At 63.0% G+C, this 12961-nt stretch carries 10 protein-coding genes; all 10 read right to left on the bottom strand.

Annotated features, from left to right (window positions below; genetic code table 11):
- From ACLBKS_RS03295 to tssF, 10 genes are read right to left on the bottom strand one after another with little or no spacing between them, the layout of a single operon-like run.
- Nucleotides 1-774: a DotU family type IV/VI secretion system protein gene (locus tag ACLBKS_RS03295; protein ID WP_410191356.1), complete on the bottom strand. Its 774-nt coding sequence runs from the start codon at nt 772-774 to the stop codon at nt 1-3.
- Nucleotides 767-2164: a type VI secretion system baseplate subunit TssK gene (tssK, locus tag ACLBKS_RS03290; protein WP_410191355.1), complete on the bottom strand. Its 1398-nt coding sequence runs from the start codon at nt 2162-2164 to the stop codon at nt 767-769. Before tssK ends, ACLBKS_RS03295 begins: the two co-directional genes overlap by 8 nt.
- 2 nt (nt 2165-2166) lie before the next feature.
- Entirely contained in the window at nt 2167-2670 is a 504-nt protein-coding gene (locus tag ACLBKS_RS03285; RefSeq protein ID WP_410191354.1) for a hypothetical protein, read from the bottom strand.
- A gap of 2 nt (nt 2671-2672) precedes the next feature.
- Nucleotides 2673-3050 carry a DUF4150 domain-containing protein gene (locus ACLBKS_RS03280; RefSeq protein WP_039852763.1) on the bottom strand — a complete coding sequence of 126 codons (378 nt, stop codon included), beginning with the start codon at nt 3048-3050 and terminating at the stop codon, nt 2673-2675.
- A gap of 5 nt (nt 3051-3055) precedes the next feature.
- On the bottom strand, nt 3056-3610 hold the full coding sequence (locus ACLBKS_RS03275; protein ID WP_410191353.1) for a DUF3540 domain-containing protein: 555 nt from the start codon (nt 3608-3610) through the stop codon (nt 3056-3058).
- On the bottom strand, nt 3607-4698 hold the full coding sequence (locus tag ACLBKS_RS03270) for a pentapeptide repeat-containing protein (RefSeq protein WP_410191352.1): 1092 nt from the start codon (nt 4696-4698) through the stop codon (nt 3607-3609). Before ACLBKS_RS03270 ends, ACLBKS_RS03275 begins: the two co-directional genes overlap by 4 nt.
- Nucleotides 4695-7373: a DUF2169 domain-containing protein gene (locus ACLBKS_RS03265; protein WP_410191351.1), complete on the bottom strand. Its 2679-nt coding sequence runs from the start codon at nt 7371-7373 to the stop codon at nt 4695-4697. The genes ACLBKS_RS03270 and ACLBKS_RS03265 overlap by 4 nt, the downstream gene beginning before the upstream one ends.
- A gap of 7 nt (nt 7374-7380) precedes the next feature.
- Nucleotides 7381-10137, bottom strand: a complete 2757-nt coding sequence (locus tag ACLBKS_RS03260; RefSeq protein ID WP_410191350.1) for a contractile injection system protein, VgrG/Pvc8 family — start codon at nt 10135-10137, stop codon at nt 7381-7383.
- Entirely contained in the window at nt 10134-11204 is a 1071-nt protein-coding gene (gene tssG, locus ACLBKS_RS03255) for a type VI secretion system baseplate subunit TssG (protein WP_410191349.1), read from the bottom strand. Before tssG ends, ACLBKS_RS03260 begins: the two co-directional genes overlap by 4 nt.
- Nucleotides 11168-12958 (bottom strand): type VI secretion system baseplate subunit TssF, encoded by a 1791-nt coding sequence (tssF, locus tag ACLBKS_RS03250; RefSeq protein ID WP_410191348.1) that lies wholly within the window; start codon nt 12956-12958, stop codon nt 11168-11170. Before tssF ends, tssG begins: the two co-directional genes overlap by 37 nt.
- Nucleotides 12959-12961: the final 3 nt, after the last annotated feature.

Genomic DNA, 12961 nt, shown 5'->3' with positions numbered 1-12961 from the left:
TCAGAGGAACGCGGACTTCAAACCGCTCACGAAGGGGACCAAGTAGCCCAGCCAAAGCACGCTGGTGAGCAAGAGGTAGATGAGCAAGCTGATGGCGGTGTATCGGTACCAGGGCTTGATGGGCGCCAGCCTCTCGTCGTGGCGCTCGGACAGCGTGTAGCTGCCCGCCTGGGAGAAAGGTTCCAGATCAGCAACATCGGCGCCACCACGACGCCGGTCACTCAGCAATTGAATGAGCTGCTCACGGTATCGCTCCAATGCCGCGGCTCCGCTTTTCCCTCGGCATTCGCCCTTGAATCCCAGTTGCAAAGCCAACAGGTGCACGGCCGCCAGATCGCGCAAGGTGGATGGACCGCAGCCAAGCCGAGGAAGGCTCTCGATTTGACGAAAGAAAAGGCGGCCCGCCAAGCGACTCCCAAACAGTGCGTCTTCGAGTGTCAGGGTCAACCAGTGTTGAGCACCGGGCCAGTCCAGTTCCAGCAAGAAGACTTCATCGCTCAGGGACGCCATGACGTATTGCGCCCGGCGATAGATGCGCGCGTCCAACTTGGCGCCGCCGCGTTCCAAGGACAGCTGTTGCCGCTTCAGGTAGTTGAGCAAACGCCGACGAACTGCGTTCGTGATCTCTTCCATCGTTGGGTTCTCGGACAGCTCGCCCTGAAGCAATTGCTGCAGCTTGCCTTCGCGGATGGCAAGCTTGTACTCCGACAGCTCGCTGTAGTAGTCAGCGAAGCTGGACACCAGTCTGCTGTCTGACCAAGCTGCTTCACTCATTGCCGTTCTTCCCTTGGAACTGATTCACGGCCTGGTGCCACACGATTTCACTGGGACCTTGTGCCTGAGCGGCGTGCTCGATGACCCACCGCCCTCCCGCAGATAGCCCTGTCCCGGTTTGACCTTCGACATCCAGTGAATTGATGCGGATGCGAAAGAGCTGCGCATCGTCCGGCACGTTCAAGCCTGGCAGTTCTCGGGCACTGACAGGCACGCAGGTCGCGCCCGGCAAGCGCCGACGCTGCAACTCCATCAACATGTCTTCACGGCCAATGGTGCATTGACCCAGCCAGCGTGCGAGCGCCTGCGCATCTTGACCGGGCCGTGGACGCAGCTCGACGATGAACTGTTCGACCGTGGTCCCCTGGGCCATGAGACGGGAAAAGCGAAACTCCGATTCACGCTCAAAGAACATCGCTTCGTACATCGGACTGATCAGGGCCAGTCGGCCTTCCAAAAAATCCAGCATTTGCTCAATTCCTGGGCGAACGTCCTCGTGCTGATAAGGCTTCAGTACCGGAGGCGTCGGGTTGGTCGCCAAGACCGCCATCTGCCCCACCATGCGACTCAACTCCAGGTAAAGCGCATGCGGGTGCGTGGCGGGATTGGCGACCATCAACTCCATGCTGGGCAACATCACTGCAAGCCCGCGCGCCACCATCAGGGTGCGCTGGGCGTCCTCCGTCAAGCGACTGGCGTTGTCCTCGGGACGCCGACTGCCCGCGAGATCGCGCAGCTTGACGCGCACCGTGTCGATCAGCCTGCGCACCCGCCGCATGGGGTCCTTGTCGTCAAGAAACTCCCCCGCGTCCAAGCGCAAGGCAGGCGGAACGTACACCCCGAGCCGTAGGCTACCGACTGGATCGCGAAACACGTCCAAGAGCGGGACAGCGGCATACCGCGGCGGAACGGGCCCTGCCAACAACTCCAGTCGGGGCCTCAGACGACTCACCTCCACCTTGCTGTCCGGCAGGGTTTCATCCGACTCCAGAGTTCCTGGCACCGGATCGAAGCGCTGGATCGCGCTGCCGGGGGTGGCGGCGCCACGCTCGCGCCGGGGGACCGCCAGCGACACGCGCTGCAGGCTCTCCTGGGTCCAATCCAGTTTCGCCAGATTCAGCTCAAGTGACGATTCATGGTGGCCAGGAAACTGCACCACCAAGCCATCAGGAGTCACCGCATGCAGACGGATGACCCTCAGGACATGCTGGGCCAAGGCAGCCGGATCGAACTCCAACGACACCAGGCCCCAACCATGGGGTTGTTGCAAAGCCAGAAGGTGCTGCAACTGGGATTGCCAGTAAATGTCCTGTTGCTGGAAATGTTGGGGGGACAAGAGCATGCCCTCGGTCCACTGGACCGCCTCTGGCAGCGAGTCAATCAGTTGCATGGTCATGGCTCCGTGATCTTGGCAACAAGTGTGTTCTGTACATGCAAGGTGACGCGGCAAGGACTCGAGATATCGATCGCCTTGTGTTCCCCTGGCCCACGCAGATCCACATAGGCGCGCACACTCCACGCCCTCGCGACGTCGCGAGGCAAGTGGACGTCCTTGAGCAGCCTGCCGGTCGGGATCTCGAAAGACCGAACCGCGATGGCGTCGGCCAAGCTGCCCTTGAGCGCCTGTCTTTGTTCGAACCACGCACCTGATGACTCTGGCAGCGCCAGCGCAGCGGGCCTGTCGTGAACGGCCACGATGTCGATGCGCACCGCGCTGCTGTCATTCGCATCGTGGTCCGTCACCAAAGTCAAATGCCGCAAGGCGGCCCTGGGAGGTTCCAGACCGATCCAGGTTTTGACGGTATCGACCGTGGTGCGCACCGTCGAGCAGCCCGTCAAGCCGAGTAGGCAGGCCAGCAAAAGAAAAGGCGCCGAACAACGCATGTGCAGGACCATGGTCAGCCCAATAAGAGGACGCGGATTTGCGCGGGAGTCAGCGATATCCCGGGTGCGTTGTCCAAGTTCTGGATGTTCAAGGTGGTCATCCGGGTGGCGGGGCAGACGCCGAAAATGGTCTTGAAACTCCCGAGCAAGGGATGGTCTGGCCCGGCCATCATGCCGCTGGCGACGCCAGCCCCAACGTCACCCAGACTCAAGGTACCTTGCGTCAGCAGGTTCTCCGCCAGGCCGCAATCGAGTAGCACGTTGAAGACGGAAGGAATGTGCGTCAACGACATCGCGATGTTTGGAAACGGCACGGGTATGGCCAGTGGCGGCGTCAGGCAGACGTCCGGGAACCCCATGTTCAGCACGCCGAGATTGGTATTGGCAAACATGCTGATCACCCCATGCTGATGCGTTCAGCGTCGGCGCGCAGATCGTGCTGCGCGCTCAGCAACATCTGTTGGGCGTGCAGACGGGCCAGGCCCTTGGCTTCCAGCAACAGGTTGTCGTACTGGCCCAGACACTGAGCGGCCGACTGAATCAGGTGGTCCAGCGCGGTCATGTTGATGGTCGACGCAAAGGCCGATAGCTGCCCTGCGCTGGCGCAGAGTTCCAGGTTCTGCAGGGAGATCAGCCGGATCAAACTCTCCGCCTGCAGGCACAGACGCGGCGCGTCCAAGGTCAGCTCGTCGGCACCCGGCACGCTCAGGCGTGCCTGTGATCCCGCCGGGCGCACCAGGATCGACACGATGTAGCACGCGCCATCGTCATCTTCCCAGACCAAAACTTGGTCCTGCTTTTGCGGTTGCAGCAGGCAGGACGCGCTGCGGCACGCCTGACGGCCGTCGTAGAGACGGTAGCTGTCTGGCCCACCCACCTCGGCCACGGTTGCCCTGGCGAGACCGAGAGAGGACTGCGAAACAGAAGCGAGGGGTTCAACGGAAATCGTCATGCGGATTGCTCCAAAACAAGGCTGCGTTGTTCGGCCTCAAGTAACTCGCGATCGGTACCTTTCGCATGTTTGAGCTTCGCCCCACGGAAGGTGCTGCGCTCGAACAAGGCACCGTGCAACTTGGCGTTGCGAAACTCGCAGCCGGAAAAATCAAGGTGATCGCCGCGTGCGTGCTGCCACTGGGAGGTGTTCAGATCGGCGTTCTCGTATGTGCTGCGCAGGACCACGGCGTGATCCCACACCGAATACGCCAAAACGGCTTGTTCGAACTTGCACCCCGTGACCTTGGCACGCACGAACAAGGCACAGTCCAGGTGCGCGCGCTCAAAGTTGCAGCTTTCGAGGTCCGCCTTCATCCACAGGGTGTGACTGGCCTTGACGCGCTGCAGCGACGCGCCGTGCATCTTGCTTTGATGGAAGTTGCTGCCACTCAGGTCGGCTTCATCGAACAGGGCTTCGGAAAAATCCACCCCATCGAAGTTGCAGCGCCGCAAGCTCAAGCCCGAGAGGTCTTGCGCAAGGAAGACCGAACCCTGAAACACGCAGGTGTCGGCCTCGAACCCCGTCAACACGGAGCGACTGAGGTTCAGTCCCGTCAGCGCACTGTGCCCGACCTTCGCGCCCTGCAGATGGATGCCATCGGCTTGGCAGGACAGCATGGCTCCGCGTTGGAGCGCCACGCCGCGCCAGTCCGCACCTGATAAGTCGGCCTTCGTCCAGGTGATGCGCTGCATGCGCGCCGAATGCCAAGCGCTGTTGACCAGCGAACTTTGCACCCAGTGTGCGTCACTGCAGCTGACGCCCGAGAAATTCGCGCCATCGAGTTTGCAGCGGCTGAACAGCGCGCCATCCAAGCGACAGCCCGTGAAATCGGTTTGCCGCAGATCGCAGTTCACCCAGCGGCTGTGGCTCAGGTCGGCGCCCGCCAGTACCGATTGCGGCAAGGAGGACTCCATGAACGTCAGACCGCTGAGGTCGCGTCCTAACGCGTTCCAGCGCGGGCGGTTCTCTCCGGTCAGGGGATGGCCCAAGCGGCGCGCACGCGCCAAAGCCTGTTCCATGGACTGCTCTGGTGTGGTCTGCGTCACAGCGTCACCTTGTCGTTCTCGCGCTGGATCTTGCGACGCGCTGTCTTTTCCAGCCGCGCCCCGCGCAAGTCCGCGTCCTCGAAACGGGCCAGGCCCAGAGCGGCCTGGCGAAAGTTGCTGCCCTGCAAATCGCTGCCGCCAAAATCCGCGCGTCGGCACAGGGCACGCATGAAATCCGCGTCGCGGCCCCGCACCTCGTGCAACTTCGCGCCTTGCAACACGCATTTGGCGAAGACGGCCTCTTGCAAGTTCGCTCCGCTGAAATCGACGTTGCCGAAATCGCTGCTCAGGCATTGCGCGCCGCTCATGTCGGCGCCCGTCCAGACGCTGCCACGCCAGCCGCTGCCCAGGCTGCGCAGACCGCACGCACGCGCCTGCTCGAAGGAAGCGCCGATGGCCAGGCATTTTTCCAGCGTGGCCTCCGACAAGTCAGCGTGCGCCAGCCGTGCATCCAAGAGCACGCAGCGCTTCAACCGGGCCCCTCTCCACGACGTGCCGTTCAACTGAGCTTTCAAAAGATTGCCGGTCGAGAGCTGAGCACCATCCCAGCGACTGCCTTCGCCCTGCAACTCCAGCAGCAGGGCGCGATCCGCGCTCACGCGACGCAGGCTCGCGCCGTGCAGCACGAGCTTTTGCGCCAACAACTCATCCAGCACCGCATCGTCCAGCACGCACTCACGGAGGTCAGCCGCCATGGCCCAGGCCTTGCGCAGATCGGCGCCTGCAAAGCGGGCGCCCTGGGCGTCGCAAGCGCTCAAGTTCGCGCCTTCCATGCGCGCTTGAGAAAAATCGGCCTGCGCGATCCGAGCCCCCACCAAACTCGCGCTCCGCAAATCCGCGGCGCTGAACTTGGCGCCCCGCAGATCGCAAGCCTCGAAAATGGTTTCGCGCAAATCGGCGCCCGAGAAGTCCACCCCCCGCAGATCGGCTCCGGCCAGATCACGTCCCGTCAAGGCCAGGCCGCTGCCGCGCCAATGACGCACCAAGTTCCCGAGCCAGGCACTGAGCTCTGTCGGCAGGGCAGGCGATGAAGGCTTGAGCACGGCGCGGCGGGCCTGGCGCTGCAGCACCTGCACCCGACTGAATTCGGCGCGCGCCTTGCTCAGGTCCTGCGGATCAACGCCCTGGATGAACTGCTGGTCGTCCGTGGACGTGAGCGCCTGCGCATCCAGCAAATCCCAGGCAGGTTTGCTCGCGGTCTCGTACAGGCGTTGCTTCTCCTTGGCCAGATCCACCGGCTGGGCATGCGCAACCGCCACGGACAAGACCTCGCGGGCCGACTGCTGAGCTTGCTCCCGCATGTCACCCGTCTTGGCCTTGAGGTTGGCCAGCCAAGCGGCCATATCGATGTCACCGCTGCGCACGGCCTCAAGGTCCAAAGGCCCGCCCAGGGCATCCGCCATGGGCGACGTCGGCGCAACCGCTGTTGCACCTGCTGGCGCCGCTTCCGCTTTGGCTGCCTGCGTCTTCTGCGTCGTGTGAGCAGAGCCACCCAGCTCCTGCGTGTGCGCTTCGCGCCGCTGGCGTTGGGCTTCTTCGGCGGCGGCGCGCTTCGCTTGTCGGGTCTTTTGGCGCAGGGCACGGGCCTGCGCAGACTCCACGGGGATCAGCGGCGCATCGCTCATGGCGTGCAACACGGCTGTCTCTGGGTCCGTGCGGTCAGCCAGAGCTTGCAGGTAGTGGGACAGCGACCGTGTCGCCGAAGGATGCTCGTAGGCCGCCAGCACCGCATCCACATCCAGGGCGTCGGGATCACTGACCGCGACCTTGCCGTGGTAGACCACCACGCCCAGCAAGTGGTCGGGGAAGAACCAGACCGTGTCCATCGCCATGTCCACTGCCCGCACGGCTCCGGTGTCCTTGGTACGCGCCAGCACGCGCGCCCGCGCGTCGGGAAGTAGCCCTTCGATCACAGGTCTTTGGGGGTGCAGATGCTCCAATCGGTAGCGCTCACCGCCCTGCCAGGGACCGCTGGCCCACTGGTCCTCGGGCGCGGTCTGGAAGAAGCGTGGGTCCATGTTCAACCCCATGCCCTGCAGCTTGCGTTCTTGCCAGCGCCGACCAAAGTTGCCCGCATGGCGGCGGCGCGGGGGTTTGCTCGGGTCCAGCGGCCCCAAGCCCACAGGCTCGCCCTTGCGCACATGGCCCCGCACGGGCCGCTCCGGGCGTTCGATGTTGGGCAACGCGCCCTCGTTGCGGCCGATCCAGCCCGCGAGCGGATTGCCGGTGTAGCCACAGCCTTCGGGGTTGGCGGGATGGCGCGGCCCGCCATAGGCCCGCTCCAGAGTCAGGGGCATACTGAGGAACTGCAGCGCCTCGGTTTGGCGATACCAAGGCCCGTAGTACCAGCGGCGGTCTCCCCGCACACGCAGGGTCTTGCTCACGTCACCAACGCGGATGCTCACGTCCAGACTCTGCACCGGCTTGCCCTCGGGCGCGTAGGCGCTGCCTGCAAGCAGCCACTCGCCGCGCGTCTTGGGAAACACTTCATCCAGCGGCTTGTTCTTGGGCAGTGCTTTCAGGGCTTTCGGCCATTGCTCCGCTTCGTCCAGGAACAAGAGCGAGGGACGCCCCAAGGGAAAGAAGCCAATGACGGCGACCGCCAGCCAACTCTGTTCGTCCTGGTTGAAAGGCCGCGTCAAAACACACAGCTGCGAAGGTTTGATGACTTTCATGGAAGGCTCACATCACCAACTTCAACGTGACGGGCAACTCGATGCTCAGCAGAACAGCCTCTGTCTTGAGTACCGCGCCTGAGAGGGATAGCGTGATACCTGCACCCAATAGAGCGATGTCATTGGTCTCAAGTGTCGCGCGCAGAGAATTGCTGTTGCCCAACACTTGCATGGAGGAGTCCGAACCTGAAAGGTTGAGGGAGTTGCTGCTCCCAGTCATATTCATTGAATTAACGACTCCCGCTTTCATGTGGTTGGTCTGGGTTCCAATGGTGGTGTTATGCGAAGTGCTGTCACCATTGACGGTGGTCGTGTTTGAGGTACTGCCGTTGTAGGTGACCGACGTCGAATCCGTTCCGTTGACGGTGGTGGTGTTTTCGTTATTGCCATTGGTGACGGAAACATTGCTCACATTGCCGTTGTGCGTGCTGTTATTGGTCTCATCGCCATCGACGGTCGACGTGCTGGAGTTCGTTCCGTTGATGGTGGACGTGTTGCTCACGTTCCCCCTATGCGTGCTGACCGACGTCTCGTTTCCCTCCACGTGTGTGGTGGAGGTGTTATTGGCTTTCATGATCGTGGTGTTAGTGACATCGCCCTTGTACAGCGACACCGAAACACTGGTGTGCTTCACCGTGTTGTCGGCATAACTCCAACCCACCGTGGAAATATTGGACTGGACCTCCCCGCTGCTGCGACTGAAGGACGAACCAAACGATTCGCTCACGCTCAGCAGGTCGTTGGCCTGCGCGTACAAGCCGCTCTGATTCAACGTAGCCTTCAGATCTTGCCGCGATTCGGTGGCCGAGGTTTCGGAGGTGGAATAGTTGTAGCTCGCGCCCTGGGTATAGCTCGCGTCCTTGAAGTAGGGGGCGGGGCTCACCGAAGTGCAGTTGTACGCCCTGTTGACGATCCTGGTCGCTTCCTTCAGATTGGGAATCGACTTACTACCAAAGCTTAGGCTGTTGCCATCCCCATAGTGGGTGCTGTAGGCATTGCCGATGGCGGTGTTGGACGTCCAACCATCGGGTGTCACCGTCTCATTGCCCACCGCGTGCACCACCTGCTGAAGCTCCGGCAATTCAGTTTCATCGTTGGCACGCCCCACCAACACCAGCGATCCGATGGATGGTACGGATTGCATGTATGCGCCCAGTTTGACAAATATCTGCGGTCCGTCCGGCCAGGCGTTGGCCAATACGACGTACACGCCGCTCAATGCCTGATTTGAAGCGGCATCGGGCGCTTCGCAGTTTTCCGTGGTCGGCGCGAAGTCGGAGGCTTGCTGGTAGTCATAGCCACTGGCATGGCTGTTGGCCTTGCCATCGACCACCACGGCCAGCACCGAGCCCTGCTGGGTTTCCTCCAAGCTGAAACCGCAGACCAAGCCCTCCACCATGCTGGCCTCGAAGTTGTTGCTGTACTCCCCGTCCTGATGGGCTTGGTGTTCCACCTTGGTCAGCACGAACTGCCGATCATCGAGATCCGGGCGGACCATGGTCTGGATCCCCCCCGCCCAAGTCTGTGCGCCAATCTGGAAGGTGTACCCCGCGCGGAACATCGAGCAATACGCCGTCCCCGACAGGCGCCTGCTGGCTGCATTGCTCGCACTCAGCGTTTTCTGGGTGAACTCATCCGCCGTTTCCTGCAGGTAGGCATATTGGTACACCTTGTACAGATCAACCGCCGCCACGCCGCCCGTGCCATCGGTCGCCGAGCCTGAGTAGGTGTTGATCGGCTGGTTGTACATGACCGCGTCCCCCTGCCAAGCCTCGTTCTGGGTGACGAAACTCCCCTTGACCGTGGTCGCAGCCAGGTCCTGCTCGTAGTTCAAATTGCTGATGGTGTTCCACGCTTGCTGACCCAGCGGGGTCTCGTCCACATGCACGTACTGCAGGGGGCCGATGTAGGGCACGGCATCGGGGTAGCTCGGCGTGTTCAGAAACACCAGCTGATGGCTGGTAGGCGTATGGCGGAAGTAATACAGCAGGTGGGCCTTGCCCATCAGGCGTTTGACGAATTGATAGTCCGACTCGCCCGCTTGCAGCCAGTCCTGCGTCTGGCCCGTGGCCGTGTTGTCCAGTGCGGAATAGTCGGCCTCGATGCTGTTGTAGTTTGAAAGGGCCGAGGCGATCGCACCCTGGATGGAGCATTGGGGGTGCAAGGCATAGCGGTTCGACAGCGTCAACAACCACAGCGACGGACGCACCGTGACGTGGTAGATGCCAGGCCCCCCCATGGCCATGCCCGCCACGATGCCGTTGAAGAAGGACATGTTGTAGCCGCTGGCCGGAGCCGGTTGCGAGCCCGAGGCAATCGCTTGCGCGAACACCTGGCTGGATGTCTGGACATCCGTGGGAGGTTCACCCGCCGTGGAAGCTGCAGCCGCCGTGCTGGATGATGCCGTGTTAGACGCCGTCGTGGTGGTGGGCACGGCATGCGGCGTGCTGATGGCGAAGGTGATCGAGCGCCCCAGCACGGCGTCGAAGGTCCATCCCCCTTGAGTCGAAAAGTTGTTGGCGGTGTAAATGGCGTCGCTTTGTTCCCATTGGTCGTTGGCGTGCAGCTCCAGCTTGAATTCAAAGGGCTCAGACACCGACTCTTGCCCCTGCACCGACACCACCCTGAAAAGGCTGTCACTGAGCACCGTGTTGTTCTTGTCCGCGAGAAAGATGGCCACGTGCAGGAACAGCGCCGGGCCCTCCCCGCTGGAGTCCAGCACCGGGACGATGGGCGCGGTGCCGATGGGCAGGGGGGCGTTCATGCTCGACTCTCCCTCAGGGCTCGCACCCAAAAGCTCGTTTGTCTTGGGCCACGCGGGGGACCGTTCAGCCAGGCGGTCTGCCCCAAACGCAGGCCCGCGCGCTTGCGGGCGCTGGGTTCAGACGACGTGGGGTTGGACAAGGGTTCCACAACCTCCTCGCCTTCGGCCAAGAGCAATACCACGTGGGCGTCGTGGCGCCAGTTCAACAAGGTTCGGACCATCCAGCACAGCGTGTTGTGCCAAGGCTTGGTCTCTTGCGCCTGCCCCGGAAGAAAACCGCAGTAAGCGTCGTAAGGCAGAGGGCCCAAGGTCAGTTGCACTGCCGCGCTGGGCCGCCAGGCGGATTTGCCCGCACGGGCCGTCGCGCCCAGCACCTGCGAACTGCCCTGCACTCCCAGGCGGGTCCACGCTGCGGGCGTGACGCCGCGCCAGGAGCCTGTCAGCGGTTGCACCTGCACGGGTGCCGCGATCCATCGGCGCAGAACACGGGCGATCACCGTCGCGCTGCGGCGCGGGTTCACCAACAATCCGGCCAAGCCCACCCAGGCGCGCGGCGGCACGGGCAGTTGCGCCACCGCGGCAGGCTCGGCCAGCCCCGTGAGGGACAGGTACATGCGCGCCGTGTCCGTTTGATCGGGCGGCAGCAGGTCCAGGGCCGTGCGCGCCTTCGCCTTGAGCGCATAGCGCAAGGCGTTGAGCCGGTGGTTGAAAATGTCGAGGAAGGCCATCCACACCTCATCGCCATCGCGGGCCCGCGCCATCAGTTGGTCCACCAGCGCCTCGGGCAAGGGCCCCAGCAGGCCTGCCAGCGTGTAATTGCGCATTTCGACGGCGGTGGGAAGCTGCTCGCCCAGCGAACCGCGCGGATCCCGCAACACCTTGGCTTCGTGCGCGGGGAAGGCCTGGCCCAGGTGGGCCCGGAAACGCACGCCTTGGTCCAGCTGGCGCACGTTCAAGCCACGCTCCGCCAAGAGCAAGCGGACCATTTGATAGAAATCGAACCGCCCCGTCTCTGCCCGCAGGCTGAGACTCAGAGGACGATCTGAGCGCCAGCCATGGGAGGCCATGTTTTCACCTTTCCTTTGGTGTCGGAGGTTTCCAGCGCCAGTTCAACCAAGGTGTTGATGCTGGCGTAGTGGACGAAAAACTGCCGCAACACTTCGGCAAACAACAGTGGGCTGCCCCCGGTGAAGAGGCTGGCGTCGATGCGCAGCACGAGGCTCAAGCATTCCACGAGGCTGTGACGGCCTGACACGACCCAGGGGGACAAGGTGGTGCCAACCTCCAGGGCCATGATGGAATCGATCTGCTTGCCTCCCACGCGATGGCCCTGACCCAGATGGGTGCGCAACAGTTGCTTGAGTGCGGCCACCGCCTGCGGACCGGTCGACAAGGACAAATGGTTCAAAGACAGCTGCGACACCAATGACCACGGCTGACCCGCCAGCAACACGGGGGTCTGGTGGGCCGTGGGCTTGGACACGACGGTGAGGTGCCGCACGGGCCCAGGGCCGTCGAGCCGCAGTCGATTGCCCACATGCAATTGCTCCACCAGCCGCCGGTTGGTGCACCAGGCGCGGCCGCCGATCACGTCGTTGGCGGGGCTCTGGGGCCGCAGATCCATGTCGACGAAGGAGACATGAACATCGGTGCCAGGCACGCCACGAAACTGGCTGTGCACCCGCCGCGTGGTGTAGAAGTAGCTGGGGCTGTCTTGCTCAAAATCCTCGAAACCAAAGTACGGCGCCAGGGGCCGCGTCGCCTGCCCCGGCGCGGCGGCCTCCAGATGGTCGATGGCGTAGATCTCGGTGTAGTCGTGCTGGCTGTAATCGCCGCTGAGCCGATATTCATGCCGCGTCTGGTCCAGCGCCACCGGGTCCAGGCGCTGGGGAAAGAGGTTGATCAGCGGCGCGCAATTCAAGCGCAGCGTGCTGGGCGTGAGCACCATGGACTTGTCCACGCCACTGCGCAGGAGCAGCAGCAAGTCCATCTCGGCCTCGCACTCGCTCCAGTCCAGGCCCGAGACCTCGAAAAAGAGGAACTTCTCGGGAAAGGCGAAGTACTCTTGAACCAAGCTCAGCCCAGGGTGGGTGGCCAAGGAGGTCTTGAGCGCGGCCTCCTGCTCGGCAAACCCCAGCCAGCGGATCTCGCCCCCGCGCCGCAGCGTGCCCTTGCCCGCGTCCACCGCGAGCCCGGCGACCTGGGTCCTCAGCAAGTCGTACAGCTTCCAGACCTGCAGGTGCTCAATGTCCAGATAGCACAGCAGCTTTTCCACCGGCTTGTTGTAGAGCGGCTCCGTTCCCAGGTTGTCGAGGCGCAGCTTGAGCACGGAGTGCACGCCAGACACTGCGGCCAGCCCATCGTAGGCCGTCACCGCCACATGCTCCAGGTTCTGCACCACCAAGGGCGCGAGCGGCACGTCAAAGCAAGTCGCCATGCGGCAACGGACTTTGTGGCCCTGGGGGTTCTGCGCGATGGCATAAAACTCCCGCCCTTGCGCCAGCACGCCCGTGCTTTCGCCCGTCACCGCAAGCTGACCGATCAGCAGGCTGGGAATGGGCGCCGTCAGATGCGGGCACAGGTGGTCCAACATGGCATTGGGCAGCAAGGCCCGGTCCTGCTCCACCTGATGGCTCAAGCGACCTGTGAGGTAAGCAAAGGACTGCAGCAACAACTCCACATGCGGATCACCCGAACGGCCATGGCCCATGCCCAGGGCGTGCGCGGCGGCGGGCTGCTCGCGCGCAAACAATGCGGCGTCCTCGCGCAGCTTGTCCAGCTCCGTCTGGTAATGGTCAAAAAACGTGGTGGCGTCTTGCATGGG

Origin of the sequence: Hylemonella sp. W303a, assembly GCF_046452315.1 — a bacterium.
Lineage (GTDB): Bacteria > Pseudomonadota > Gammaproteobacteria > Burkholderiales > Burkholderiaceae_C > Hylemonella.
The sequence above is the reverse complement of the archived record's forward strand: the minus strand, read 5'-3'. Positions and strand labels throughout refer to the sequence as shown.

Bases quoted from the DNA above. Each gene is read 5' to 3' on its own strand.
- ACLBKS_RS03295 (WP_410191356.1), bottom strand. From the start codon at position 774: ATGAGTGAAGCAGCTTGGTCAGACAGCAGACTGGTGTCCAGCTTCGCT.
- tssK (WP_410191355.1), bottom strand. From the start codon at position 2,164: ATGCAACTGATTGACTCGCTGCCAGAGGCGGTCCAGTGGACCGAGGGC.
- ACLBKS_RS03285 (WP_410191354.1), bottom strand. From the start codon at position 2,670: ATGGTCCTGCACATGCGTTGTTCGGCGCCTTTTCTTTTGCTGGCCTGC.
- ACLBKS_RS03280 (WP_039852763.1), bottom strand. From the start codon at position 3,050: ATGTTTGCCAATACCAATCTCGGCGTGCTGAACATGGGGTTCCCGGAC.
- ACLBKS_RS03275 (WP_410191353.1), bottom strand. From the start codon at position 3,610: ATGACGATTTCCGTTGAACCCCTCGCTTCTGTTTCGCAGTCCTCTCTC.
- ACLBKS_RS03265 (WP_410191351.1), bottom strand. From the start codon at position 7,373: ATGAAAGTCATCAAACCTTCGCAGCTGTGTGTTTTGACGCGGCCTTTC.
- ACLBKS_RS03260 (WP_410191350.1), bottom strand. From the start codon at position 10,137: ATGAACGCCCCCCTGCCCATCGGCACCGCGCCCATCGTCCCGGTGCTG.
- tssG (WP_410191349.1), bottom strand. From the start codon at position 11,204: ATGGCCTCCCATGGCTGGCGCTCAGATCGTCCTCTGAGTCTCAGCCTG.
- tssF (WP_410191348.1), bottom strand. From the start codon at position 12,958: ATGCAAGACGCCACCACGTTTTTTGACCATTACCAGACGGAGCTGGAC.